The organism is Nonlabens sp. (assembly GCF_039941875.1).
In the GTDB taxonomy this organism is placed as follows: domain Bacteria; phylum Bacteroidota; class Bacteroidia; order Flavobacteriales; family Flavobacteriaceae; genus Nonlabens.
This window is the reverse complement of the sequence record NZ_JBDVDQ010000013.1, coordinates 1-25,232: the sequence shown is the minus strand read 5'-3', so window position 1 is coordinate 25,232 and position 25,232 is coordinate 1. Positions and strand designations below refer to the sequence as shown.

24 protein-coding genes are annotated in these 25,232 nt (G+C 34.1%); 20 read left to right on the top strand and 4 right to left on the bottom strand.

All coding sequences use genetic code 11. From position 1 onward, the window contains the following. Positions 1–43 precede the first annotated feature (43 nt). The 17 genes from ABJF08_RS07315 to ABJF08_RS07235 are packed head-to-tail and all read left to right on the top strand — an operon-like array spanning position 44 to position 17,820. Entirely contained in the window at positions 44–988 is a 945-nt protein-coding gene (locus ABJF08_RS07315) for a glycosyltransferase family 2 protein (RefSeq protein WP_348115447.1), read from the top strand. After that, entirely contained in the window at positions 985–2,130 is a 1,146-nt protein-coding gene (locus tag ABJF08_RS07310; RefSeq protein ID WP_348115445.1) for a glycosyltransferase, read from the top strand. The genes ABJF08_RS07315 and ABJF08_RS07310 overlap by 4 nt, the downstream gene beginning before the upstream one ends. Next, entirely contained in the window at positions 2,117–2,788 is a 672-nt protein-coding gene (locus tag ABJF08_RS07305; RefSeq protein WP_348115444.1) for an acylneuraminate cytidylyltransferase family protein, read from the top strand. The genes ABJF08_RS07310 and ABJF08_RS07305 overlap by 14 nt, the downstream gene beginning before the upstream one ends. Then, positions 2,785–3,597 carry a formyl transferase gene (locus ABJF08_RS07300; RefSeq protein ID WP_348115442.1) on the top strand — a complete coding sequence of 271 codons (813 nt, stop codon included), beginning with the start codon at positions 2,785–2,787 and terminating at the stop codon, positions 3,595–3,597. The genes ABJF08_RS07305 and ABJF08_RS07300 overlap by 4 nt, the downstream gene beginning before the upstream one ends. Next, on the top strand, positions 3,594–4,526 hold the full coding sequence (locus ABJF08_RS07295; protein WP_348115441.1) for a polysaccharide deacetylase family protein: 933 nt from the start codon (positions 3,594–3,596) through the stop codon (positions 4,524–4,526). Before ABJF08_RS07300 ends, ABJF08_RS07295 begins: the two co-directional genes overlap by 4 nt. A gap of 9 nt (positions 4,527–4,535) precedes the next feature. Then, positions 4,536–5,582, top strand: coding sequence for an N-acetylneuraminate synthase family protein (locus ABJF08_RS07290; protein WP_348115440.1), 1,047 nt, complete (start codon positions 4,536–4,538; stop codon positions 5,580–5,582). Then, positions 5,579–6,718 (top strand): UDP-N-acetylglucosamine 2-epimerase, encoded by a 1,140-nt coding sequence (neuC, locus tag ABJF08_RS07285; protein WP_348115439.1) that lies wholly within the window; start codon positions 5,579–5,581, stop codon positions 6,716–6,718. Before ABJF08_RS07290 ends, neuC begins: the two co-directional genes overlap by 4 nt. Further along, positions 6,699–8,105 carry a UDP-glycosyltransferase gene (locus ABJF08_RS07280; RefSeq protein WP_348115438.1) on the top strand — a complete coding sequence of 469 codons (1,407 nt, stop codon included), beginning with the start codon at positions 6,699–6,701 and terminating at the stop codon, positions 8,103–8,105. The genes neuC and ABJF08_RS07280 overlap by 20 nt, the downstream gene beginning before the upstream one ends. 1 nt (position 8,106) lies before the next feature. Further along, entirely contained in the window at positions 8,107–9,540 is a 1,434-nt protein-coding gene (locus ABJF08_RS07275) for an MBOAT family O-acyltransferase (RefSeq protein ID WP_348115437.1), read from the top strand. Next, a complete protein-coding gene (locus tag ABJF08_RS07270; RefSeq protein WP_348115435.1) occupies positions 9,540–10,406 on the top strand; it encodes a hypothetical protein in 867 nt (288 codons plus the stop codon). Before ABJF08_RS07275 ends, ABJF08_RS07270 begins: the two co-directional genes overlap by 1 nt. Positions 10,407–10,411: 5 nt before the next feature. Next, positions 10,412–11,554 carry a glycosyltransferase family 4 protein gene (locus ABJF08_RS07265; protein ID WP_348115434.1) on the top strand — a complete coding sequence of 381 codons (1,143 nt, stop codon included), beginning with the start codon at positions 10,412–10,414 and terminating at the stop codon, positions 11,552–11,554. Beyond that, positions 11,551–13,044, top strand: a complete 1,494-nt coding sequence (locus tag ABJF08_RS07260) for a glycosyltransferase (protein ID WP_348115433.1) — start codon at positions 11,551–11,553, stop codon at positions 13,042–13,044. The genes ABJF08_RS07265 and ABJF08_RS07260 overlap by 4 nt, the downstream gene beginning before the upstream one ends. Then, positions 13,041–14,072, top strand: a complete 1,032-nt coding sequence (locus tag ABJF08_RS07255; RefSeq protein WP_348115432.1) for an exostosin family protein — start codon at positions 13,041–13,043, stop codon at positions 14,070–14,072. Before ABJF08_RS07260 ends, ABJF08_RS07255 begins: the two co-directional genes overlap by 4 nt. 1 nt (position 14,073) lies before the next feature. Next, a complete protein-coding gene (locus ABJF08_RS07250) occupies positions 14,074–15,063 on the top strand; it encodes a glycosyltransferase (protein WP_348115431.1) in 990 nt (329 codons plus the stop codon). Further along, positions 15,063–15,611 (top strand): serine O-acetyltransferase, encoded by a 549-nt coding sequence (locus ABJF08_RS07245; protein WP_348115429.1) that lies wholly within the window; start codon positions 15,063–15,065, stop codon positions 15,609–15,611. The genes ABJF08_RS07250 and ABJF08_RS07245 overlap by 1 nt, the downstream gene beginning before the upstream one ends. Beyond that, complete coding sequence (locus tag ABJF08_RS07240) at positions 15,608–16,753, top strand: glycosyltransferase (protein ID WP_348115428.1); 1,146 nt, start codon at positions 15,608–15,610, stop codon at positions 16,751–16,753. Before ABJF08_RS07245 ends, ABJF08_RS07240 begins: the two co-directional genes overlap by 4 nt. Next, complete coding sequence (locus tag ABJF08_RS07235) at positions 16,750–17,820, top strand: glycosyltransferase family 4 protein (RefSeq protein WP_348115427.1); 1,071 nt, start codon at positions 16,750–16,752, stop codon at positions 17,818–17,820. Before ABJF08_RS07240 ends, ABJF08_RS07235 begins: the two co-directional genes overlap by 4 nt. Positions 17,821–17,902: 82 nt before the next feature. Here the strand turns inward: ABJF08_RS07235 and ABJF08_RS07230 are convergent, their stop codons facing one another. The 3 genes from ABJF08_RS07230 to ABJF08_RS07220 are packed head-to-tail and all read right to left on the bottom strand — an operon-like array spanning position 17,903 to position 20,074. Beyond that, the gene (locus ABJF08_RS07230; protein WP_348115426.1) at positions 17,903–18,265 is read right to left on the bottom strand and encodes a carboxymuconolactone decarboxylase family protein; all 363 of its coding nucleotides are present in this window, start codon (positions 18,263–18,265) and stop codon (positions 17,903–17,905) included. 4 nt (positions 18,266–18,269) lie between these two features. Beyond that, on the bottom strand, positions 18,270–19,106 hold the full coding sequence (tatC, locus tag ABJF08_RS07225) for a twin-arginine translocase subunit TatC (RefSeq protein WP_348115425.1): 837 nt from the start codon (positions 19,104–19,106) through the stop codon (positions 18,270–18,272). Positions 19,107–19,108: 2 nt separating this feature from the next. Then, positions 19,109–20,074: a KpsF/GutQ family sugar-phosphate isomerase gene (locus tag ABJF08_RS07220; RefSeq protein WP_348115424.1), complete on the bottom strand. Its 966-nt coding sequence runs from the start codon at positions 20,072–20,074 to the stop codon at positions 19,109–19,111. Positions 20,075–20,160: 86 nt separating this feature from the next. Here ABJF08_RS07220 and recQ point away from each other — a divergent pair, with 86 nt between their 5' ends. Both recQ and ABJF08_RS07210 read left to right on the top strand, forming a co-directional pair. Next, positions 20,161–22,353 carry a DNA helicase RecQ gene (gene recQ / locus ABJF08_RS07215; RefSeq protein WP_348115423.1) on the top strand — a complete coding sequence of 731 codons (2,193 nt, stop codon included), beginning with the start codon at positions 20,161–20,163 and terminating at the stop codon, positions 22,351–22,353. Between the two features lie 263 nt (positions 22,354–22,616). Next, positions 22,617–23,096, top strand: coding sequence for a hypothetical protein (locus ABJF08_RS07210; RefSeq protein ID WP_348115422.1), 480 nt, complete (start codon positions 22,617–22,619; stop codon positions 23,094–23,096). Between the two features lie 208 nt (positions 23,097–23,304). On the opposite strand, the gene ABJF08_RS07205 is transcribed toward ABJF08_RS07210, so the two are convergent. Beyond that, positions 23,305–23,967 carry a hypothetical protein gene (locus tag ABJF08_RS07205; protein WP_348115421.1) on the bottom strand — a complete coding sequence of 221 codons (663 nt, stop codon included), beginning with the start codon at positions 23,965–23,967 and terminating at the stop codon, positions 23,305–23,307. A 128-nt stretch (positions 23,968–24,095) separates the two neighbouring features. Here ABJF08_RS07205 and ABJF08_RS07200 point away from each other — a divergent pair, with 128 nt between their 5' ends. Next, entirely contained in the window at positions 24,096–25,028 is a 933-nt protein-coding gene (locus ABJF08_RS07200; protein WP_104515506.1) for a peptidylprolyl isomerase, read from the top strand. The last annotated feature ends 204 nt before the right edge of the window (positions 25,029–25,232 follow it).

Below are 25,232 nucleotides of genomic sequence, written 5' to 3'. Positions count from 1 at the left end.
TATAAAAGTATACTCCAGACTACACTAATTAAGATTACCTTTTATGATTTCCATTATAATGCCTATTTATAATAGAGCACATTTAATAAATGAAACTATAGATTCTATAAGGAACCAAACTTATACCAATTGGGAATGTATTATTGTAGATGATCATAGTACTGATGACACGTGGAATACCTTATTAGAGATAGTCAAGTTGGATAATCGATTCTCTATTTATAGAAGACCTGATCATATTAAAAAAGGAGCCAGTGCGTGTAGGAATTATGCCATTAGTAAATCAAAAGGTGATTACATACAATTTTTTGATAGTGATGATATCATGCATCCAGAACATTTGAAAAGTAAGGTTGAAAATATTGGGAATGAAGATTTGGTAATTTGTAAATTAAAATCCTTCACAGGTACTTTTAATAAAGATTTGTTTTTTTTTAAATCAGAAAGTCTAAAAGACACTCAAGATGTTTTTCAAGATTTTGTTACAGGTTCTTTACCTATCATGATGGTTGCACCATTGTGGAAAAAAGATGCGATTTTAAAACATTTACCTTTCAGAGAAGATATGAAGGTCTTTGTTGATCATGAAATATATGCTAGGGCACTTTTTAAAATAAAAGCATTGAAAATAGTGGATGAGAACCACATCTTTTATAGGATAGGAGAAAGCTCTATGACACACAACTTTTATACTGATAATAGTAAAGGTTTGCAATCTTATTTTATTTCAAAGAAAACAGTTCTCGATTTAGATTCAAATAATGAAATTAAATTTGCGATTTTAAAAATGACTTTAGGTTATTTTAGAGCTGCCTTACCTAGACATGACTTTATTTCTTCTAGAAAATGTCTTGATTTTATTGAAGAAGAAAAACTTTGCTATACGTCATCCTTAAAATTAAAATACTTTCGAATTAAGTTTTTCTATCATTTATATAAACTAATTGGTAGAGGAGAGACTAAATATAATTTCTTGTTTAAATTATGAAAATCCTTCTCGTTTCCATGAATAACCTACACTTTACTCGCTGGTCTGACCAGTTGAAGGAAAGTGGTCATGAGGTATTTTGGTTTGATATTTTAGATCAAGGATATTCTCCTGCTTTGAGTTGGATGAATCAAATTGTAGACTGGAAAAAAGGGTTTTTAAAGAAGAAAGGAAGAACCTTTATTAAAAAACGTCTCCCTAAAATCTTCTCATTTTTATCATCAAAATTAGACGTGTCTGTAGAAACAGCATTTGAAAAAGCGCTTTTAGAAATACAACCAGATGTCGTTCATAGTTTTGCACTATACATTTCATGCACACCTATTTTAAAGGTAATGAGCAAATATGAAAATGTAAAATGGATGTATTCTTCATGGGGTAGTGATTTGTATTATTATCAAAATATACCAGAGTATTTAAATGATATTAAAAATGTCTTACCACGAGTGGATTACCTAATAACAGACTGTTTAAGAGATCATAAAATTGCTAGTAAGCACGGTTTTAAAGGGGATTTCTTAGGTGCTATTCCTGGTGGTGGTGGGTTTGAATTAGATGAGATTCAAAAAAACTTAAAAACAGTATCTGAAAGAAAGATTATTCTCATAAAAGGAAATCAAAACAGATCTGGTAGGGCTTTACCTGTTTTAGAAGCAATAGTTTCTATGAGTGAATTACTCACTGATTATAAAATTATCGTTTTCGGTGCTACAAATCCTGAGGTCACAGCATTTCAAAACGAGAAGGAACTAGACATAACCGTAAATGGTATTTTGAGTCATGATCAAATACTCAAACTAATGTCTTCATCTCTAATTTATATAGGTAATAGCAATTCTGACGGTATGCCTAATACTATGTTAGAGGCTATTTGCAGCGGTGCTTTTCCTATACAGAGCAATCCAGGAAACGCCACAGCTGAGGTTGTAACTCATCAGTCTAATGGCTTGCTTATTGAAGATTGTGAGAATATGGAAGAAATTAAGCAACACATTATCTATGCTTTAAATAATAATGAAGTTCTACGTGAAGCTTTTCAATACAATCAAACTTATGCTCAACAGTATTTAAGTCGTGATAAGGTGACAAAAAGAACTTTACAGTTATACCAATCTATAATACCAACACATGAATCTAACTAACCTAGTCATTATACCAGCGCGTGGCGGTTCTAAAAGACTGCCAGGAAAAAACTTAAAAGTACTAGGTGAGATTCCTTTAATACAGCACAGTATTAATTATGCGCTTGCTGCTGGTCTTCTTATAGATACTATTGTAGTCAGTACAGATAGTGATGCTATAGCGGCAGTGGCTAAAAATTGTGGTGTTAAAGTCGTTAAACGACCAGCGCAATTATCTGGTGATCATGAACCTGTTATTAGTGCTATGCAACATGTCATAGATTCTTTATCAGATAGCTATGAAAATGTGATTTTGTTGCAACCTACAAATCCGTTGCGACCAGAGAATTTATTAAAAGAATCTTTAGAATCTTTTGAGAGTTCTAAAGTTGATAGTTTAATGACGGTGGATTTTCTAAAAGAAAAATTTGGTAAAATAATGGGCGATAAATTTGTACCAGAAAATTATATCATGGGACAAAGAAGTCAAGATCTGCCGCAATTGTATAGAGAAAATGGTTTACTTTACATTACTAAAGTGGGTGAGATTTTAAAAGGAAACATTCTTGCAGAAAATAATTTTGCTATGGTCGTAGATCACCCCTATTCTAGAGTAGACATAGATGATAGTACAGACTTTAAATTTGCACAACTATTATTAGAAACACACGCTTCATGAAGAAAGTGATATTATTAACCTCTGGAGAGTTGCGACACGATTTTTTTAGGATGTATATCGCTTTACAACCTGGTATAACAGTTATAAGGTCTTATTGCGAGAGCATTGAAAAAAATCTGGTTTCTAAAATTAAAAACACAGACGTATCTTCTCTTAGATATAAACATCTACAAGCAAGAGAACAAACAGAAAAAGATTTTTTTGAAGAATTTGTTGCTTATAATGAAGATAAGACACAGCCCGTACACATTACAAAAGGAGCCATTAACGATGCGGTAATCGTTCAAGATATTATTAATTTATCTCCAGATTTAATAATTTCATACGGCTGTTCTATAATTAAAGCACCATTAATAGAGGCGTTTCCAGATCGTTTTATAAATATACATTTAGGATTATCACCCTATTATCGAGGCAGTGGGACTAACTACTGGCCATTTGTAAATAATGAACCAGAATATTGCGGAGTCACTTTTATGAATATTGATACAGGAATAGATACAGGAAAAGTGATTCATCAAATACGTCCAGATATGTATCCATTAGATACGTTTCATGTGATATGTAATCGATTGCTTATTAAATCTTTTAAGACTTGTGCTTCCTTAATTAATCAATATGATCGATTAATTTCTATGCCTCAAATTAAAGATTCAAATAAAGATAAGATTTATAAAAACGCAATGTTTGACGAGAGTAGTGTAGAGATGTTGTATTCTCGCTTTCGCGAAAGCGGAATCGCAAATTACTTAAGAGATAAAAAGCAAAGAGATCTTCTTGTACCTATTATAGAAAATAGTGCCTTATGATGAAAGCGGTAATGTATCATTATGTAAGGCCTGATTCTACAGATCTGCCTTTTTTTAAAAACCTACATGTAGAAGATTTTGAAAAACAATTGGATTTTTTTGAAGAAACTTATGGATTTGTAGATAAAAATGATTTTTTAAAAAGTTTAGGAACTGGGCTACCTGTCAAAGGAGTTGTTTTAACCTTTGACGATGGTTTTAAAGACCATTACAAGTATGTAATGCCCATTCTTTTAAGAAGAAAATTATGGGGCTTATTCTATATCAACACAGGAGTACATCAACAACAGAAAATACTAGATGTACATCGCATACATTTATTATTGGGTACGTACAGTGGTGAAGAAGTGTATCTCAAACTAAATGAAATTTTAGAAAATAAGCATTTAAAAGACGAAGAAATAACCGCCTTTAAAGAAGATACCTATCAATTACAGAATAATGACACTCATGCTGCGCTGGTAAAACGCACATTAAATTATTACATAGATTATAACTATAGAGCGTCTATTCTAGATGCATTAATCGATCACTTTTTTGAAAGCCAAGATCACTTATTTTCTGAAACTTATATATCACCTACAGAAATGGTCGAGATGCAAGAAAAAGGAATGGTCATAGGCAGTCATACGGTAAATCATCTAGTCATGAGTAAGTTAAGTCTCGCTAGGCAAGAGGAAGAAATAGTAGATTCCTTCGAGCATTTAATGACTCATATAAGTCCACTAGCTATCAAGACATTTTGTTACCCTTATGGAGGATTTCATACCTTTACAAAAGAAACAGAAACCTTGCTAGAAAAGCATCAGGTACAGTTTTCATTTAATGTAGAATCCAGGGATATTACATCAAATGATTTGCAAAACAGGAAACATGCCTTACCTCGGTACGATTGTAATGAATTTCCTTATGGCAAATGCCGCAATTAACAACTAACTATGAATCCATTTATAGAAATAGCAGGACGTAAAATAGGTCCCGATTATCCACCATTAGTAATCGCAGAATTAGGTATTAATCATGAAGGTAGCTTAACAGCTGCAAAAGAAATGGTAGATGCAGCAGCGAGAGCTGGTGTAGAGGTTCTTAAACATCAAACGCATATCGTAGAAGACGAGATGACTGGTGCTGCAAAGAAAGTGATACCAGGTAATGCAGATGTTTCTATCTATGAAATAATGGAGCGTTGTGCTCTTAATGAAGAAGATGAAAGAGCATTAAAAGCCTATGTAGAGGAAAAAGGAATGATCTTTATATCAACCCCTTTTTCTAGAGCTGCTGCAAATAGATTGAAATCTATGGATGTAGAAGGCTATAAAATAGGTAGTGGTGAATGTAATAATTATCCGTTATTAGAACATATCGCTAGTTTTCAAAAACCAGTGATTCTCAGTACAGGAATGAATACCATAGAGAGTGTTTCTAAAGCAGTTGCTATTTTTAAAAAACACAACGTACCGCTAGCTATATTACATACGACTAACTTATATCCTACACCAGCACATCTCGTACGTTATGGCGCAATGGTAGAGATGCATGAGGCTTTTCCAGATTTAGTTTTTGGACTGTCAGATCATACAGTTTCTAATCTAGCATGTTTCGGTGCCGTGGCATTAGGAGCATCTATTTTAGAAAGACATTTTACAGACCACATGCAGCGCACAGGTCCAGATATAGTGTGTTCTATGGACGAGAAGGAAACCAAAGAATTAATAGAAGGAAGTGCATTAATGCAACAAATGCGAGGTGGTACTAAAGAACCAGCTGCCGAAGAGCAAGTGACTATAGATTTTGCCTTTGCAACCGTATGTGCTATTCAACCCATTAAAAAAGGCGAGACTTTTTCTAAAGATAATATTTGGGTAAAAAGACCAGGTACAGGAGAAATACTAGCAGTAGATTATGATCAGGTTTTAGGTCAGGTTGCTCTAAGAGATATAGAGATAGATAGTCAGTTGCTTAAAAGTGATGTAGAGCTTTCATGATAGGAATTAAAAAAATAGCTTTTCTTACAGGTACTCGAGCAGATTTTGGTAAAATAAAATCCTTGATTCAAATGCTTGTGGAGCATGACGATTTTGATCCCTACGTGTTTGCAACAGGAATGCATTTAATTCCTATTTACGGCGATACGATTGTAGAGATAGAGCGTTGTAACTTCCCTCATTTACATCGATTTGAGAACTTTACTAGTGAGAATACGATGGATCTTACACTGGCTAAAACTATAGAAGGTTTTAGTGCTTATGTAAAAGATGTAGAGCCAGATTTAATAGTCGTTCATGGAGATAGAGTAGAGGCACTAGCTGCAGCAACTGTAGGAGCTTTGAATAATATCTTAGTGGCTCATATAGAAGGAGGAGAGTTAAGTGGTACTATAGATGAGTTGATACGACATGCGGTTTCAAAATTGAGTCATGTACATTATGTTTCTAATGTAGAAGCAAAAAGTAGGCTTGTACAAATGGGAGAATTACCACAAGCAATTTCTGTAATAGGCTCTCCAGATGTGGATATCATGTTTTCAGATCAACTTCCAGAACTGGAAGAAGTGAAGAATTACTATGATATCAGTTTTGAAGAATATGCCATATGCATGTTTCATCCAGTAACTACCGAGGTCGATTTATTAAAAGATCAAATTCATGCATTAAAAGATGCTATGATAGAATCTGGTAAGAATTATTTGATCATTTACCCTAATAACGATCACGGCTCTAGTATCATACTAGATGCGTGGAAAAGTATAGCGTCTCATAAACAATTTAGAATACTACCTTCATTAAGATTTGAATATTTTCTAGTAGCGCTTAAATATGCCTCTTTTATGATAGGTAATAGCAGCGCTGGTGTGCGAGAAGCGCCTTATTATGGAATACCATCCATAAACATTGGGTCTAGGCAGTTAAATAGAGTCACTTCTAGTGCTGTGATTAATGTAAATGCTGATAAAATAGAAATTCTAAAGGCGATTGTAAACCTGCCAAAAGAGCGTTTGATAATTGAAAACGCTTTCGGTACAGGGAATAGTGCAACACTTTTTAAGGAATCACTAGAAAGTGATGATTTCTGGAATTTAAACCATCAAAAACAGTTTCTAGATGTCAGACCACAAGCCTAAAATATTTGTACTTCTTCCAGATGGTGTGGGTTTAAGGAATTTTGCTTTTACTAATTTTAAGGAAATTGGCGAGCAAATGGGTTTTGAGGTGGTGTTCTGGAACAACACTATATTCCCACTTAAAGAAGAGTTAGGATTTAAAGAATTAGTTATTTCTAATAGTGGACTGCACTCTTTAACAGGTGTTTTATCTCGTGCAAGAAAACGTGTAGAGTTATCGCTTTCGCGAAAGCGAACTAATGATAAAGTCTACGATACATACAAGTTTCCATTACGATGGAAAGGAATTAAAGAAGGACTTAAGAATCTAATAGTTCTTTATTATCAAAATTTTAGATCTTCAAAAAGTGGGCTAGAAAAGTTATTGAATAAAATCGATGACAAAGAACGTTCTACTGATCGTTATAAGGAATTAAAGAGTCAGCTAGAAAAACATGAGCCAGTAATGGTTTTTTCTACGACACAACGGGCAACAATGGGAATAGCGCCCATTCTAGCAGCAAAGGATTTAGGTATTAAAACAGCTACATGGGTGTATAGTTGGGATAATTTACCTAAAGGAATGTCTACCATTACTACCGATGCTTATTTTGTCTGGTCAGAATTAATGAAGAATGAGTTGCTAGAGTATTATCCAGAAATTAAGAATGCTGACATTTATATAACAGGAACACCACAATTTGAACCTCATTATGACAAGAGTTTAATAAAAACTAAGGAGGCCTTTTTTAAAGATCATTCTTTAGATCTCAATAAAAGATATTTCTGTTTTTCTGGAGATGATTATACAACGTCACCATTAGATCAATATTACTTAGAAGACTGTGCACAAGCAGTTGAGAAATTAAATTCTGAAGGATATAATTTGGGTATTATTTATCGTAAAGTTCCTGTCGATTTTACAGGAAGATATGATGCCGTTTTAGAGAAATACAAAGATGTAATAACTAGCATAGAACCTTTATGGAAACCAGTAGGTAAAGCGTGGAACCAAATCATGCCTACAAAAGAAGATTTTGAACGACTGGTAAACACTTGTTTTCATAGCGAATTTGTTGTGAATATCGCGTCTTCTATGGTGTTTGACTTTGCTATACATGGTAAATCATGCATTTATCCTAATTATGAACAACCACAATTAACACCTAACTTAAGTAATATAAAACATGTGTATGAATACGTACATTTTAGATCTATGCCCGATGCTGATAAAGCAGTAATTTGGGCAAAGAATAAAAGCGAGATCTATGAATGTATTAAAGAATTATTAGATCAAAAAACATCTTCGGTGATAGCATCTAACGAATGGTATAAGGTCGTGAACCATCCAGAATCTCCTGAAAAAGCTAGTGAGCGTATTTGGGAAGGGATAAAGGAGATGATTTAATATGTTTTTCAATTCTATAGAATTCTTGATTTTCCTGCCACTGTGTTTTATACTGTATTGGTTTGTAGTAAATCGCAATTTGAAGTGGCAAAATGCTTTTATTCTTTTATCTAGTTATTTTTTTTATGGATGGTGGGACTATCGTTTTTTGGGGTTGATAGCCTTTAGCACTATTGTAGATTATTCATTAGGAATTGCTATTAGTAAGTCACAAATAAAGTCTAGAAAGAAGTTGTTACTTTTTACATCTCTAGTCGTTAATCTAGGTTTATTAGGTTTCTTTAAGTATTACAATTTCTTTGTAGACTCGTGGATTGATGCTTTTAATTCTCTAGGTTATGAGATGCACGCGAGTACCTTAAATATCATATTGCCTGTAGGAATATCTTTTTACACTTTTCAGACATTAAGTTATACTATAGATGTTTATCGTGAGAAACTAGAACCTTCTAAAAACTTGATCAATTTTGCAGCTTACGTAGCGTTTTTTCCTCAACTAGTTGCAGGTCCTATAGAAAGAGCGACTAATTTATTACCACAATTCTCTAAGAAACGCGTCTTTAATGAAAAACAAGCTATTTCTGGAATAAATCTCATTCTATGGGGGCTATTTCAAAAAGTGGTAATCGCAGATAGTTGCGCACCTTATGTAAATAGTATTTTTAATAATTATGAAAGTATGAATAGCTTGAGTCTTATTTTAGGCGCTGTTTATTTTGCTTTTCAAATTTATTGTGACTTTGCAGGGTATTCAAATATCGCAATTGGTACGGCACGTTTATTAGGTTTTGATTTAATGCGTAATTTCAATTATCCATATTTTTCTAGAGACATGGCAGAGTTTTGGAGACGCTGGCATATTTCGTTATCCACATGGTTTAGAGATTATTTATACATACCATTAGGTGGTTCTAGAGGTTCTAAGTGGATGCAATTACGTAATGTGTTTATCATATTTATGGTGAGTGGTTTATGGCATGGTGCTAACTGGACTTTTATTTTTTGGGGTTTTCTTCATGCACTCTTTTTTATTCCCATATTATTATTGGATAAAAACAGAAAGAATTTAGATCAAGTCGCACAAGGCAAGATTTTACCTTCATTAAAGGAATTTTTTCAAATAGCTATTACTTTTATTTTAGCATGTATAGCTTGGGTATTCTTTAGGGCATCGAACATTGCAGAAGCTTTTCAGTACTTTAAAAATATTATTACAGATACTAGTTTTAAAATAGAGTACTTAAACATCGAGCGTTATAGCATAGAAATGTTATTGATATTATTCATTTTTATAATGTATGAATGGTTTCATAGAGAAGAAGAACATCCTTTTACTGGTAAATGGAAATGGTTTAAAATAGCAAGTGTCATTTTAATGTTACTTACTTTAGGTGTTTATTCAAATCATCAAGATTTTATTTATTTTCAGTTTTAATGAAAGTTTTTTTTAAGCATATAAGCATTTTGATTCTCATGCTATCCATAGGGGTAGTTATTTTGAATAACTTGTACGATTATGTTTTTTTAAACACTTCACCTAGAGGTAAATTACAGCTAGCGATTAAGCAAGAACAAGAACATGTAGATTATCTTTTTTTAGGAAATTCTCGAGTAGAAAATTATATAGATTGTTCTATTATAGAAGCAGCCAGTGGTAAAATATGTAAGAATTATGCGATGAGTGGTAGTTCTTATCAAGATGCTTTTGTATTACTTAAATTACTCAAAAGAAGTGGACTCACTTATGATCATCTATTTATTCAACTAGATCCAAGTTTGAAAAATGAGGCAATGACAAAAAGTTTTAGAGCTTCATTAGTTCCTTTTGTAAATAGTCATGATATACACGTTGATCATGTAGAGTTAAATTTTTCACCAGCTGAAGATCATTTGCCTTTCTACAAGTATGCAAAGTATGACTACTTATATGGTGTACGAGCATGCATTGCACAACTATATAAAAATACAAGTGAAGATGTAGAATTGGGATATGTAGCTCAATACCATACAAGTAATAACAACTCTGGTATGTTAGAAGATTTTGCTTTAAAAAATAGATATACCGAACTGATAAAAAAAGAGGCGGTAAATGATAAAGCTGAAATCCATTTCTTTACTTCACCTTATTGTCCTGATATGGATAACACAGTTGTTTTTAATAAACTGACTTCTTTTTATCCAGGGTACATTAATTATAGTTCTTTTTACGAGGAATCAGATTATTTTGCAAATTGTACGCATATGAATGATAAAGGAGCACAAGTTTTTACTAAGCAAATTATTAAAGATTTTAATTTATAGACTTAATGCACATCGCCTACCTTACACCTGAATATCCTCATGAAAAAATCAGCAATGGTGGCGGCATGGGTACAAGTATAAAAAATCTTGTAGAAGCACTTGTAGAATTAGGACATGAGATAACGGTTTTTGTATATGGCCAGCCAGTAGATGCTGTGTTTGTAGATCATAAAATAACCTTTCATTTAATAGCGCAAAAGAAGTATCAACTAGGTGGTTTTTATTTTTATCGAAAACATATTGAGAAATATATCAATATGAATATTGGTAGCATAGAATTACTAGAAGCTCCTGACTGGACAGGAATCACTGCTTTTATGAAATTACAATTGCCTTTAATTATAAGGTTTCATGGTAGTGACACTTATTTCTGTCACATAGAAAAACGAGCTCAAAAAATTAAAAATAAATTTTTTGAGAAAAATGCAGTGAACAAGGCAAACGCATTTATAGCCCCTACCAATTTTGCAGGAGAAGAAAGTATGAAGCTCTTTAACTTGCCTATTAATAAATTGAAAATCATTCATTATGGTCTTCAATTAGAGAAATTCAACAATACACATCCAGATGAATATGAAAAGTATCGCCTTCTTAATATAGGGACATTAATCAGAAAAAAAGGGGTGTTTCAGCTCATTGAAACCTTTAATAAATTAGTAGAAATAGAACCTGAAAGTACATTGATTTTTATAGGTGCAGATAGTGGCGACGTACAAACTGGATCAACATCTACATGGGAACTGATGAAAGAAAAAATGACAACAAAAGCTGCTGCACGTATTTCTTATTTAGGCAAAATACCCTATGATGAGGTGCAAGGTCAAATCAAAAAGGCTCATGTTTGTGTATTCCCATCGCTTGCTGAAACGCTAGGAATGGTAACCATAGAATCAATGGCTTTAAAAAAAGCGGTTGTAAATACTGATATAGGATGGGCACAAGATTTAATTAACCACGGTGTGGATGGATTTATGCATCATCCAGACGATATAGATAGCTATGTAAATACGATTTCTAGACTGTTTAATAATAAACAATTAGTAAAGGAATTAGGAGAACAGGCCACTCAAACAATTCAAGATAAATTTGATATTAAAAAGAAAGCGATGGAAAATATCGATTATTATAAACTAGTTTTGAATTCATGATTGTACTTATACATCAAAAGAATACTGATAATAATAGAGCCATATTTAAAGGTAACGACATTCCGTTAACTAAGGGTCCTACAGTTGAGCATTTGAAGTACTTAGCTTTTAAGTTTCCTAATGAATGGATAGGATGGACAGATAAAGAAAGAAAGTTAGATCAATGGGATAGTTTTTATGATCGCAAACCAACTAATTTTACTGTCTTAAGTAAAGGGAATTCTCCAGATTTTTTGAATAAAAAAATAGATTTTGTAGAAGATACTCCATTTATCAATTTTAAAGAAAACCAATGGTTTCCTACATGGATAATGAGTGTTGAACTGGGAATGATTCACAGCTCAAGTTTGAATAATATTCATTTTGATAAAGCTCAAGGTAATTTTGAATATGATTTAAATCTATTGACAAGAACTCTACAATCTCAAGGACTTTTTTGTTATTCTAATTTGCGTAAAAATCAATCGTTAGAAAAGTCAAATACATTGATATATAAGTTTGTAGCGCAAACTAAAAAACGCGGTTGGATCTTGTTTTTATTATTATGTCATCTGATTTATGAAAAACGTTTTTCTTTTCTCGCTTTCGCAAAAGCATTATTTTACAAAAAGGAAGATGTTAAAATAGATGTTCTAGATATTCAAAAAAATAATGACACCGAAAATATAGAGACAGATTATGATGTTATTATCCCAACAATGGGAAGAACATCTTATTTAAAAGATGTTCTTAAAGACCTTTCTGTACAGACTGTTTTACCTGTAAAAGTTATTATAATAGAACAAAATGCAGATACAACGGCTGTCACAGATTTAGATTATTTAAAAAATGAAGAGTGGCCATTTCAAATCGATCATCAATTTATTCATCAAACTGGAGCATGTAATGCTAGAAATATCGCATTGACTAGAACTTCAGCAACATGGACTTTGTTTTTTGATGATGACATTAGATTTGAGCCCTTCTTAATGACTTCTATTTTTAAATCTTTAAAAGAAACTAAAGGTTCTGTTCTTAATTTGTGTTGTTTACAAAAAGGAGAGGAAGAAAATCAAATAACATTTAAACAATGGGAATCCTTCGGTTCAGGATGCTCCATTGTTCATAAAGATGTTGTAGGGAAATGTTTATTTGATATGGCATTAGAACACGGTTATGGAGAAGACGTAGATTACGGTATGCAAATACGTAACGCTGGATATGATGTGATTTATGCACCACAAATACAGCTGTTGCATTTAAAAGCACCTGTAGGTGGTTTTAGAAAGCCCCATCTTTTCCCATGGAAAACTTATGCGATACAGCCTAAGCCGTCTCCACAAATAATGTATCATCGTAAAAAGAATTATACTTACAAGCAGTTATTAGGTTATAAAATGATTCACTTTTTTAAATGGTATAAGACTTCTGGAATTAATAATCCAATACAGTATTATAAGTATTTTAAAAAGGCATGGAGTCTCAGTGAAAGTTATGCAAAAGAGCTATGATTAAATTATACACAGATCATTCTCTTTTACTTCCAGAGAATAGAAAACACGCTCATCCTCTCATATTTGACCTGCATTATTATGAACATACACCTCAATCTGTTTATGAGAAATATCAAATAGTAGATAAGGTTGAAAAAGCAGATACGATTATTTTTCCTCTGAACTATTTATCTAAAGGAGTTTCTAATTTGCAAAAGTCATATGAGCTATTGATTAAATTGGCTAAAACTAATAATAAGAAACTCTTAGTTTATACAGGTGGAGATTATGGTAAAACATTTAACGACCCTAACATAATCACATGGCGCAATGCCGGATTTAAGGATTCTAATGATAAACAAACATTTGTTTTACCTGCTTTTATGAATGATCCGTTGGAAAATAATGTGGTGTCTATCCAACAACTAGAATATAAAAAATTACCGCACGTTTCATTCACCGGTTTTGCTACGGCTAGTTTTAAAGAAGAGGTTAGAATCCATTTATCAACTTTAAAAACTAACCTTAAGAGGTGGTTCAAAATAGATCATAGTGATTATCAGAAGGTGTATAATGCAGCTGGTAAAAGATGTAGCTATCTTAAAAGGTTAGAAAAAACTCCAGGTGTAAAAACAGACTTTATATATAGGGATAAATACAGAGCTGGTTCAAAAACAGTCGAAGAAAGAAAGAAGTCTACTCGCGAGTTTTTTGATAACTTAAATAATTCTCCATATACATTTTGTCTGCGTGGTGCAGGTAATTTTTCAGTTCGATTTTATGAATCTCTTGCATTGGGAAAAATCCCTGTGTTAATAGATACTGACGTGCAATTACCACTTGAAAGCGTTATTGACTGGAATAAACATATATGTCGCATGAGTCCAGCAGAAGATCTTGTTGATGTGATAACTAGATTTCATAATTCTCATGATCATGAATCGTTTATAGAATTACAAAATAGCAATCGTAGTTTATATGAGAGATACCTGAATAGACACGCTTATCTTTGTGAAATTCATCCTATGTTAAAATCGATATTGTAATATGAAAGTGTCCCTCATCATTTGCACCTACATGCGACCAGAGCCTTTGTCAAGGTTAATGGATAGTGTGATGTTACAATCTAAGTTGCCAGATGAGGTATTGATTATCGATGGTTCTACTAATGATGATACTGGATCACGTTTTCGCGAAAGCGGAAACCCAATCATACATTATTATAAAGTGCCAAAAGAACACCGTGGGCTTACTAAACAACGCAACTTCGGAATAAATAAAGTTGCGCCAGATATGGATATTGTAGCGTTTCTTGATGATGACACCATTTTAGAAAAGGAATATTTCTCTAATCTTATTAAGGCTTATAAAAGCTTACCCAATGCATCAGGAATAGGTGGTGTAGCAACTAATGAAAATAGGTGGGGACTTAAAGAGAATAAAGACTACGATAAGAATACTTTTTACACTTTTGAAAATTATGTAGTTAAAGAATCTTCTCGTAATATATTGCGCAATAAACTAGGCCTTGCGTCAAATGTTTTGCCTAGCGTCATGCCAGCATACTCTCATGGTAGAACTTTTTCTTATCCATTAACTAGTGATAATTATCCAGTTGATTTATTAGTAGGAATGAGCATGTCCTTTAGAAAAAAGGTAATAGACTCTATAAAATTCTCTACCTATTTTGAAGGTTATGGTCTTTATGAAGATGCAGATTATTCTCTAAGAGCTTTACAATATGGACAAAATTATCTCGCAACAAGTGTACGATTAGAACACCATCACGATGCAGCTGGTAGGCCTAATAAATATACCTATGGTAAGATGGTCGTGCGCAACGGCTGGTACGTATGGCGCGTAAAACATCCTCAACCTTCTTTTAAAAATAAACTCAAGTGGTATCAAATTACCATATTGCTTACTGGTATTAGATTTCTCAATATCTTTACTACGAGCGAACGCAAAGAAGCATTTACAGAATCGATGGGAAGAACCGTAGGGATTTTTAGCTTGCTATTTAACAAACCTAAGTAATGAAGTTTTCAAAAGACATCAAACGATATACAGATTACAGTGGTAAATCTGCTGTGCTTATGTTGCTTACACAACAGGGTTTATGGGCGTTATTTCAGTATCGTTTTTTTAATTGGGTTTATACATCTAGACTGCCTAAGGTATTAAAATGGCCATTATTAGCTATCGGAGTTCTTAAATTAAAAGGGATAGAAGTCTTAACAGGAATAACCATTCCATATAGCGCTACCATAGGAGAAGGGTTTTATATAGGTCATCATTCTGGTATTGTAATTAATGCACATGCTATCATAGGCAAGAATTGTAACATATCTCAAGGGGTAACCATAGGTATAAGTGGTCGCGGAGATAATCGTGGAGTTCCTGAAATAGGTGATCGTGTTTATATAGGCGCCAATGCAACGGTAGTTGGGAAAATAAAAGTAGGAGATAGAGCCGTGATAGGCGCAAACAGTTTAGTAGTAAAAGATGTAGGTGCGAGAACCACCGTAGTAGGTGTGCCGGCGATTAAAGTAAGTGATAACGATTCTGCTGATTATATTTTATGAAATTACTCGTTATATCTGACGCACCTATTTTAAGTAATTCTGGTAAGAAAGAAGCGTACGCACCTTATGTAAAGGAAATGGATTTATGGATGCAACATACCAGTGATGTTTCTTTCGTATGTCCGGCAAAGTATGATCGCAAGCTGTTGACACAACCTTTTCAAAAACAAGATTTCAAACAAATAGGTTTACGTAGACTAGAGTTCCACACATTACTTTCGGCATTCATCTCGTTAATTACCATTCCATACCAGGCCATCGTGTTATGGAACGCCATGCGAAAGGCAGATCATATTCATTTAAGATGTCCAGGTAATCTTGCTTTACTTGCTTGTTTGATTCAAATTACGCTTCCGCGAAAGCGAAAAACCGTAAAATACGCTGGTAATTTTGATCCTCATGCGTCGCAACCCTTAGCTTATAGATGGCAAAAGAAAATACTTTCCAACACTACGTTAACTAAAAATATAGACGTTCTCGTTTATGGGGAATGGCCAGAACAAACTAAGAATATAAAACCATTTTTTACGGCTACTTATTCAGAGAATGATAGAGGTAGTTTTACAAAAGGATTTAATGCACCGTACCAATTCATTTTTGTAGGAACACTTTCTCAAAATAAGAATCCGCAATTGCTGGTAGAACTTATAGATCAATTAAATAAGGAAGGAGTTGTGGCACAAGCTCATTTTTACGGTGATGGACCTATGATGGATGAGTTAAAAACAATGGCCGACTCTCATGCTACACCTTGTTATTTTTACGGAAATCAATCTAGTGAAGTGCTTAAGGCAGCTTATGAAAAAGCTCATTTTTCTTTTCTAGCATCGCAAAGTGAAGGCTGGCCCAAAGCCGTAGCAGAATCTATGTGGTATGGCTGTGTTCCTATTGCGACACCAGTAAGTTGTGTACCGTGGATGCTTGGAATAAATGAAGAACTAAAAAAAGAAAACGACACTTTAGAACACATAGGCTCTAGGGGATTGATTTTTGAAGATAAAGAGCAGGTAGTTTTTGATATTAAAAAACTAATAAGTAAACCTGAAACAATGGCTGTTATGTCACAAAATGCTGTGGCTTGGTCTCAAGAGTATACTATTGAAAAATTTGAACGTGAGATAGTTAAATTGGTCCATTCATGAAAGTACTTCAAATCATAGATAGTCTAGATGCTGGTGGTGCAGAGCGTATGTCGGTTAATATCGCAAACGAGTTGCAAGCCGCTGGACATGAATCTCATCTATGTGTTACAAGAAAAGAAGGTCTTCTTAAAACTGCTATAGATAAAGAAGTCGGTTATATTTATATAGAAAAGAAAGGTAAACTATGGTGGGTGGCTTTAAATAAGCTGAAGGACTATATTAAAAAGCATCAAATAGAAGTAGTTCATGCTCATAGTACATCTGCATTTACGGCAGTAATAGTTCTATTTTTATTGAAGAGTAAACCTAAATTGATCTGGCACGACCATTATGGTAAAGCAAATCAATTAGACGCTAGACCAGTAAAAGTGTTGAGGTTTTTATCTGGATATTTTAATCAGGTGATAAGTGTTAATCAGCTTTTAAAAAAATGGGCTTTAAAAGAGTTGAAATGTGCGTCGGTAACGTATTTAGAAAATTTTGCAACGGCCACTTTTAATCAAGAATTACAATCACCACTCGCAGGTAAAGAGAATAAAAGAATCGTTTGTCTGGCCAACCTTAGAGAACAAAAAGATCATTTGAATTTATTAAAAGCTTTTGATATAGTGCACAAACAATTTCCAGAATGGAGCTTGCATTTATGTGGTAAAGATTTTAATGACAGTTATTCCTCTCTTATAAGTAAAGAGATAAACGATAGAAACCTAGATAAAAATGTGTTTCTCTTAGGATCTAGAACAGATACTGGTGCGATTCTAAACACTTGCGATATAGCGGTGCTTTCTTCTCGATCAGAAGGTTTACCAGTAGCATTATTAGAATATGGTTTGCATCACTTACCAGTAGTGGTGACCGATGTAGGAGCAAGTAAAGAGGTTGTTTCTAATTATGGAATAGTAGTAGAGTCAGAAAATGCTCAATCACTGTCGGCAGCTCTTATAAAGTTGATTGATAATAAAATACAGCGAGAAGAGTACGCTACAAAGTTTCATAATCACGTGATCGATAATTATGGGAGTAAACGTTATATAAATAAGCTAGTAAGCATTTATCACAGCGCCTGATTTTAGGGTATAAAAAAACTATGTTAGATCTTTTGCGAATTTTAAAAGAGCTAACATAGTATCTATGTGTTGTTGAATTGAATTAAGCTTTTTCTGCAGCGGCCTTTTCTTCTACGGCATCCCAATATTCATAGGCACGACGCAAGTGAGGTATTACAATTGTTCCACCTACTAGAGTAGCTATAGAAAGAGCTTCTACCACTTCTTCTTTAGAAATTCCTTCTTTATGACTAGCTTCTAGATGGTACTTTACACAGTCGTCACATCTTAAAACGGTACTGGCTACTAGACCTAGTAATTCTTTAGTTCTCTTATCTAGTTTACCTGCTGTAAAAGCATTGGTATCTAGATTAAAGATGCGTTTTATAATTTTATTATTGTCTTCAAGAATGGCATCGTTCATTTTTTCACGATACGCATTGAATTCTTCTACTTGATTGCTCATAATTTTAAGGGGTACCTAATTTCTTATTTCTTTTTTCCTGACGGTAGAGGACAAATTTAGATATGAAAATGCTCATTTCATATAAAATTAACACAGGTATGGCAACTATTATTTGACTAGCCACATCTGGTGGTGTTATTACTGCTGCCACTATAAGGACTATTACTAGAGCAAATTTCCTGTTTTTTCTTAAACCTGCAGGTGTTGCTAGTCCTATTTTAGTAAGGAAATAAATAATAACAGGTAATTCAAATAACAATCCAGAAGAAAGTATAGACGCTCTTATGTAACCTATATAACTAGATAGACTAGGTTCTGTAGAGATTTCTGGACTTAAATTATACGTCATCATAAAGTGAACAGATAGCGGTGCAATCACAAAGTATCCAAAGGTCACTCCTGTAAAGAAAAGCAAAGAACAAACGATAATAAAACCACTGCTGTATTTCTTTTCAGTGGCTTTTAAACCTGGAGAGATAAATCTCCATACCTGATAAAGCACCCATGGAAAAGCAACTACAAAACCTACAAGAATAGAAGTCCATATATGAGTAGAAAACTCGTCGGACATTTCTTTGGACTGTACTTTAAAGTTAAAGTCAGGATTACAAAAATCACTCACTACTCCAAAGTAATTCCCAAATTCACAAAAGAATTCATAAGTAACAAACGTACCTCTCTTAGGACCAAAGATGATCGTGTCAAATATAAAGTCGGTAAAAATACCAGCTACTACAGCACCTGCCAGAATACCAAGTATAGAACGTATTAAACACCAGCGCAATTCTTCTACGTGGTCTAAAAATGACATGTTATTAGGGTCTACATTTTTACCAGCCATGACTATACGATTCCTTCTCTTATTAAATCGTGTATATGCACGACACCTGCATAACCATCATTATCTACAGCTACTAATTGAGAGATATTTTTTTCTTCCATTAATTCGCGAGCCTGCACAGCCATCGAGTCTGCAGTGATCGTTTTAGGATTATTACTCATGATATCACTAGCAACTAGGTCATCGATATTTTTACCGCTAGAAAGCATGCGTCTTAAATCACCATCTGTAATAATTCCTACTGCTTTATTATTTTCGGTGACTACGGTCATACCCAGCATATTTTCAGAAATATTTACAATGACATCTCTTAACGATGTGCTTGCACTTACCTCTGGTTTTTTATTGCCGTCTATAATTCCCTGTACTCTTAAGTATAATTTTTTACCTAAAGCGCCACCTGGATGGTACTTAGCAAAATCTTTATCAGTAAAACCTTTCAGTTCTAATAAACTAACAGAAAGTGCATCACCTATAACCAGTTGTGCAGTCGTACTGGTAGTAGGCGCAAGACCGTTAGGACACGCTTCTTCTTTAATAGGTGCGTGCAGTACATAGTCTGCCTCTAGACCTAGAAAAGAATCTTTGTGACTGGTAATAGCGATTAATTTATTATTAAAGTTTTTAATGAGCGGCACTAAAACTTTAATCTCTGGAGTATTTCCACTCTTTGAAATACAGATCACCACATCATTATCTTGTACGATACCTAAATCTCCATGAATAGCATCTGCCGCATGCATGAAAATTGCAGGAGTTCCTGTAGAGTTCATTGTGGCAACTATTTTCTGTGCGATTATGGCACTTTTACCTATTCCAGTGATAATTACTCGACCTTTTGAGTGGTGTATGTGTAATACCGCTTTCGCGAAAGCGGAATCGATTCCATCTACAAGATCTGTAATAGCTTGTGCTTCAGTGCGAATTGTTCTCCTCGCAACTTCTAATACTTTATTTTCTTGATCCAAACTTGATTACTTTTAACTATAATTTGCGATAAGCAAATTATATCGTAAATTTAGCTTACAAAGATAAACAAAAACGCAGCAGCCGCATGGCAGATACGCAGATAGGATTAGAAGAAAATCTGAAGAAATATTTTGGATTCGGGCAATTTAGAGGATTGCAAAAAAAAGTAATAACCTCCTTATTAAATAAGGAAGATGTATTTGTGATTATGCCTACCGGTGGTGGTAAATCACTATGCTATCAATTACCAGCATTAATGCAAGAAGGTACGGCTATCGTAGTCTCACCTCTTATTGCATTAATGAAGAATCAGGTAGATGCTATACGTGGTGTTTCTGATCACGATGGTGTTGCTCATGTATTAAACTCTTCTTTATCAAAGGGTGATGTGCAACGAGTAAAAGATGACATTACTAGTGGAATTACAAAATTGTTATATGTCGCACCAGAATCCTTAACAAAGGAAGAATACGTTGATTTCTTAAAAGAACAAACGATTTCTTTCCTTGCTGTAGATGAGGCGCACTGTATCAGTGAATGGGGACATGATTTCCGTCCTGAATATAGAAACTTGCGCAGGATTATAGACCGTATAGGAAAAGATATACCTATTATAGGTCTTACCGCAACTGCCACGCCTAAGGTGCAAGAAGATATTCTTAAAAACTTACAGATTACAGACGCTACTACCTTTAAAGCATCTTTTAATAGACCTAATCTCTTTTATGAAGTGCGTCCTAAAACAGCTACGGTAGATGCAGATATTACTCGTTTTATAAAACAAAACGAGGGTAAATCTGGTATCGTTTATTGTTTATCTCGTAAACGAGTAGAAGAACTTGCACAAGTATTACAAGTGAATGGGATAAAAGCTGTTCCTTACCATGCTGGGTTAGATTCTAAAACTAGAGTCCTGCATCAAGACATGTTCTTGATGGAAGATACTGATGTGGTGGTTGCGACTATTGCATTCGGTATGGGAATAGATAAGCCAGATGTACGTTTTGTGATACACCACGATATACCTAAAAGTATAGAATCGTATTATCAAGAAACTGGTCGTGCTGGTCGTGATGGAGGTGAAGGTCACTGTCTAGCTTACTATGCATATAAGGACATTGAAAAATTAGAGAAATTCATGTCAGGTAAACCTATTGCAGAGCAAGAGATAGGTCATGCGTTACTACAAGAAATGGTAGGGTATTCTGAAACTAGCATGAGTCGTAGACAGTATATTCTTCATTATTTTGGAGAACAATTTGACCCAGCTACTGGTGCTGGTGGTGATATGGATGATAACATGCGCAATCCTAAACCACAAAAAGAAGCGGTAGAAGAGGTTAAAAAATTAGTTCAATTGATAGGTGATGCCGGTGAGCGCTATAAGTCAAAGGACATAGTTAGTATCCTGATGGGTAATAATAATGCCATGATTTCTAGTCATAAGGTAGATCAACAAGGTTACTTTGGTAGTGGTAAGGATAAAGACAAAGCTTATTGGACGGCCTTAATACGTCAGGTTCTAGTGGCTAGACTTATCAAAAAAGATATAGAAACTTATGGTACTTTAAAAGTTCTAGATGCTGGTCGTGAGTTTGTTAAGTCTGGAAAGACCTTCATGATGAGCGATGATCATACCTATAATGCGTCTTCAGATCAAATAGTAGGAGCTGCAAAAGGTGGTGCCGTAGATGCACAGCTGGTTAAGTTTTTAAAAGACTTGCGTAAAAAAGTAGCTAAGCAAAAGAATGTACCTCCATATATTGTTTTTCAAGATCCATCTCTAGAAGATATGGCCACAAAGTATCCTGTGAATATGGAAGAAATGGCAAATATTCATGGAGTAGGAGAAGGGAAAGCAAAGAAATATGGAAAACCTTTTGTAGAACTGATATCCACATATGTAGATGATAATGATATTACTAGACCAGATGATTTAGTAATTAAAAGTACTGGTGCAAAATCTGGTAATAAACTTTACTTTATTACTAGTATAGATCGTAAACTTAGTTTTGACGATATGGCTAGTGCAAAGGGTATGGACATGGATCAATTAATCAATGAGTTAGAGAGTATCGTTTATAGCGGTACAAAACTTAATGTAGGTTATTGGATTGATGAAATGCTGGACGAAGATCAACAAGAAGAATTACATGAATACTTTATAGAGTCAGAGTCTGATAAAATAGATGCTGCTGTAGAAGAATTTGATGGCGATTATGAAGAGGAAGAAATTAGACTTTATAGATTGCGCTTTATAAGTGAAGTAGCTAATTAATTAGTACATCATGATGTTATATAAATAGACGTTTTAAAAATACATTTGTCATTAGAAACCCATTAAGAAATATATTCTTAGTGGGTTTTTTCATTAATTCCGCTTTCGCGAAAGCGAAATTAAAAAGCAGATTGTTAGATAGTTATGTTCTTGTGTGATTTGATTTCTAAAAATTTTTAGTAAATGGCATGGCTCTTGAAAGTAGGTAAACAAGGGCAAGCCGAAAACCTGATAGTGTAGGCAAGATTTAAAATATAGAAATCATGAAAAGAATATTACTTTTTATTGCAGCTGGTCTGATGATGACGATTACTGCTCAGGGAAATGAAATCGACCTGAAAGAATCAAATGATTTCAAAATTACTGATAGTAGATATAAATTACAACCGGTATCGTTTACTTATAATAATGTAGATTATGCCATCTATGCTAATGGTAATATAAAATTTGAATTGCCAAAAAGAAATGTGCGATCTAGTAATAGACGAGGTGTGAATCGTAGATATAACCTTAATAGTGTGTCTAACTATTCTACTTATGACAAGAACTTTGTAAGATACAATAGACAAGGACAGGCAGTAAAAATAGGGAATACTCGTATTTATTATAATAGCAAAGGCGATGTGACTAGAGTAGGTAATATAAAGATAGCCTATAGAAATGGTGTTTTGCGTAAAGTTGGTGGTTTAAAAGTTCAGTACAACAGACGTGGTCAGATTATTTCTAGTAGAGGACACGTATAGTTTAAAAAATAACTGTAGACCTGGACACTATTTTCATGATCATAATTTCCGTTATTTTCATGAGCAGGAAGATAATTAAGACTTGAATAACATAATTTACTTTAAACGTAATTCTGAAAAATGAAATCGCTACGTAAGTGAATTAATGATAAAACCTCTTAAGATTAATTTCTTAAGAGGTTTTTTAAATGTGAATAGTTCTAGAGTATTAATCTCTTAGTTCTTCTATTTCTTCGGCAGTAACCTGTCGGAATGCAAGTTTAAAACCTTCATAAGCAGCAAAACCATAGAAAAGTATGTCCATGAAACCGAAAGTTTCTGTCATTAAATCTATAAAGAATGAGTAGTCAAATGAAGTTAACGCTTCTAAATATCCTATTTCAGAATACTCTGCCATGAAGCCTATGTTGCTTAAGAAATTACCCAAGAAACAACTTAAAATAGCTATTACAGCACCAGATATTCCAAAGACCATGTCGATACCTTTTCCCATAAATCGCACAGAATAACCGACTATAAAACCTATTCCTATAGCCATGTAACCTATTTGATAACCAGTGGCAACGGTTACTGCTGCCCAGATTACTGCACCTATTAGTCCAGCGACTAGTCCAGCTAGAATCCCTACAGGTAAATTTTGTTGCGCTCTTAATTTCTCATTCATAGATTCTGATAATCGGTAAAGATTAACATCATCTTCAGGATTTAATGGGTCGCGTCTTTCAACGATGCTAGTATCGGGCACATATTGCAAACACTGGCCTTGAAAATCTGCTTTGCGGCCTGTTAGTCCACATAACATGCCTTGTTGCATGTCCATTTTTCTATTGGTACATTTTTCACAAAAAAGAATTTGTTCTTCTCGAGTCATTGGTGAGTTGGTTTTTATGGTTGGGTTTGAGATAAAAGCCAACAATATAAGAAGTAAAAAAAACTATACCAGCATTCTGAAGACTGAATTCTAATGAATTATCTTTGCAGCCTTAAAAAACTATAAAAATGCAAGAAGGAATTTACGCAAAATTTGATACAAGTAAAGGAGAGATCCTTGTTCAACTTCATCACGATAAAACACCTGGAACTGTAGGTAACTTTATAGCGCTAGCTGAAGGTAATTTAGAGAACAAAGCAAAAGATCAAGGAACACCTTATTATAATGGTCTTAAGTTTCACAGAGTAATTCCAGATTTCATGATCCAAGGTGGTGACCCACAAGGAACTGGTGCTGGTGGTCCTGGTTATAATTTTGATGATGAATTTCATCCAGAATTACGTCACGACGGGCCAGGTGTTTTAAGTATGGCAAATGCTGGACCTGGTACAAATGGTTCTCAGTTTTTCATCACACACATCGCTACAGACTGGCTAGATGATAAGCATACTGTTTTTGGTAAAGTTATAGAAGGACAGGATGTGGTAGATGCTATCGCACAAGGTGACGAGATTAAAACCGTTACTATAGTAAGAGAAGGAGACGCGGCAAAAGCATTTAATGCTGTAGAAGAATTCCGTCAGTTTGAAGGAGCTGGAAAACTACGTGAAGAGCAAGCTAGAAAACAAGCAGACCAAGAGATCGACGAGATCGCAATGGGCTTTGATAAAACAGAAAGTGGTTTACGTTACAAAATCATTCAAGAAGGTGATGGAGTAAAAGCTGAAAAAGGAAAAACAGTAAGCGTACATTATAAAGGAATGTTGCCTAACGGTAAAGTTTTTGATTCTAGTTTTGATCGCAAGCAGCCTATAGATTTTGCTCTAGGAATGGGACAGGTAATCGCTGGTTGGGATGAAGGTATCGCTTTACTTAAAGTAGGTGATAAAGCACGTCTAGTTATACCATCGCATATCGCTTATGGTAGTGCTGGTGCAGGTGGTGTTATACCGCCAGATGCAACTTTAGTATTTGATGTAGAGCTAGTTGCTGTAAAGTAATTATTCTTAAATTATAATTTAAAAGCCCTATTCTTTATGGAATAGGGCTTTTTTTTTGTTTATGGTGTCCCGTCCTAGAATAGCGATACACTAAAATCTTAGTGTAATGAAAACACCTATAAACATTGGTTATGTGAAACGTACCCAAAAAGACTACTCGCTTTCTTTTAAGCTTCAAGTAGTAGAAGAAATTGAATCAGGACG

Bases quoted from the DNA above. Each gene is read 5' to 3' on its own strand.
- ABJF08_RS07315 (WP_348115447.1), top strand. From the start codon at position 44: ATGATTTCCATTATAATGCCTATTTATAATAGAGCACATTTAATAAAT.
- ABJF08_RS07310 (WP_348115445.1), top strand. From the start codon at position 985: ATGAAAATCCTTCTCGTTTCCATGAATAACCTACACTTTACTCGCTGG.
- ABJF08_RS07305 (WP_348115444.1), top strand. From the start codon at position 2,117: ATGAATCTAACTAACCTAGTCATTATACCAGCGCGTGGCGGTTCTAAA.
- ABJF08_RS07300 (WP_348115442.1), top strand. From the start codon at position 2,785: ATGAAGAAAGTGATATTATTAACCTCTGGAGAGTTGCGACACGATTTT.
- ABJF08_RS07295 (WP_348115441.1), top strand. From the start codon at position 3,594: ATGATGAAAGCGGTAATGTATCATTATGTAAGGCCTGATTCTACAGAT.
- ABJF08_RS07290 (WP_348115440.1), top strand. From the start codon at position 4,536: ATGAATCCATTTATAGAAATAGCAGGACGTAAAATAGGTCCCGATTAT.
- neuC (WP_348115439.1), top strand. From the start codon at position 5,579: ATGATAGGAATTAAAAAAATAGCTTTTCTTACAGGTACTCGAGCAGAT.
- ABJF08_RS07280 (WP_348115438.1), top strand. From the start codon at position 6,699: ATGTCAGACCACAAGCCTAAAATATTTGTACTTCTTCCAGATGGTGTG.
- ABJF08_RS07275 (WP_348115437.1), top strand. From the start codon at position 8,107: ATGTTTTTCAATTCTATAGAATTCTTGATTTTCCTGCCACTGTGTTTT.
- ABJF08_RS07270 (WP_348115435.1), top strand. From the start codon at position 9,540: ATGAAAGTTTTTTTTAAGCATATAAGCATTTTGATTCTCATGCTATCC.
- ABJF08_RS07265 (WP_348115434.1), top strand. From the start codon at position 10,412: ATGCACATCGCCTACCTTACACCTGAATATCCTCATGAAAAAATCAGC.
- ABJF08_RS07260 (WP_348115433.1), top strand. From the start codon at position 11,551: ATGATTGTACTTATACATCAAAAGAATACTGATAATAATAGAGCCATA.
- ABJF08_RS07255 (WP_348115432.1), top strand. From the start codon at position 13,041: ATGATTAAATTATACACAGATCATTCTCTTTTACTTCCAGAGAATAGA.
- ABJF08_RS07250 (WP_348115431.1), top strand. From the start codon at position 14,074: ATGAAAGTGTCCCTCATCATTTGCACCTACATGCGACCAGAGCCTTTG.
- ABJF08_RS07245 (WP_348115429.1), top strand. From the start codon at position 15,063: ATGAAGTTTTCAAAAGACATCAAACGATATACAGATTACAGTGGTAAA.
- ABJF08_RS07240 (WP_348115428.1), top strand. From the start codon at position 15,608: ATGAAATTACTCGTTATATCTGACGCACCTATTTTAAGTAATTCTGGT.
- ABJF08_RS07235 (WP_348115427.1), top strand. From the start codon at position 16,750: ATGAAAGTACTTCAAATCATAGATAGTCTAGATGCTGGTGGTGCAGAG.
- ABJF08_RS07230 (WP_348115426.1), bottom strand. From the start codon at position 18,265: ATGAGCAATCAAGTAGAAGAATTCAATGCGTATCGTGAAAAAATGAAC.
- tatC (WP_348115425.1), bottom strand. From the start codon at position 19,106: ATGGCTGGTAAAAATGTAGACCCTAATAACATGTCATTTTTAGACCAC.
- recQ (WP_348115423.1), top strand. From the start codon at position 20,161: ATGGCAGATACGCAGATAGGATTAGAAGAAAATCTGAAGAAATATTTT.
- ABJF08_RS07210 (WP_348115422.1), top strand. From the start codon at position 22,617: ATGAAAAGAATATTACTTTTTATTGCAGCTGGTCTGATGATGACGATT.
- ABJF08_RS07205 (WP_348115421.1), bottom strand. From the start codon at position 23,967: ATGACTCGAGAAGAACAAATTCTTTTTTGTGAAAAATGTACCAATAGA.
- ABJF08_RS07200 (WP_104515506.1), top strand. From the start codon at position 24,096: ATGCAAGAAGGAATTTACGCAAAATTTGATACAAGTAAAGGAGAGATC.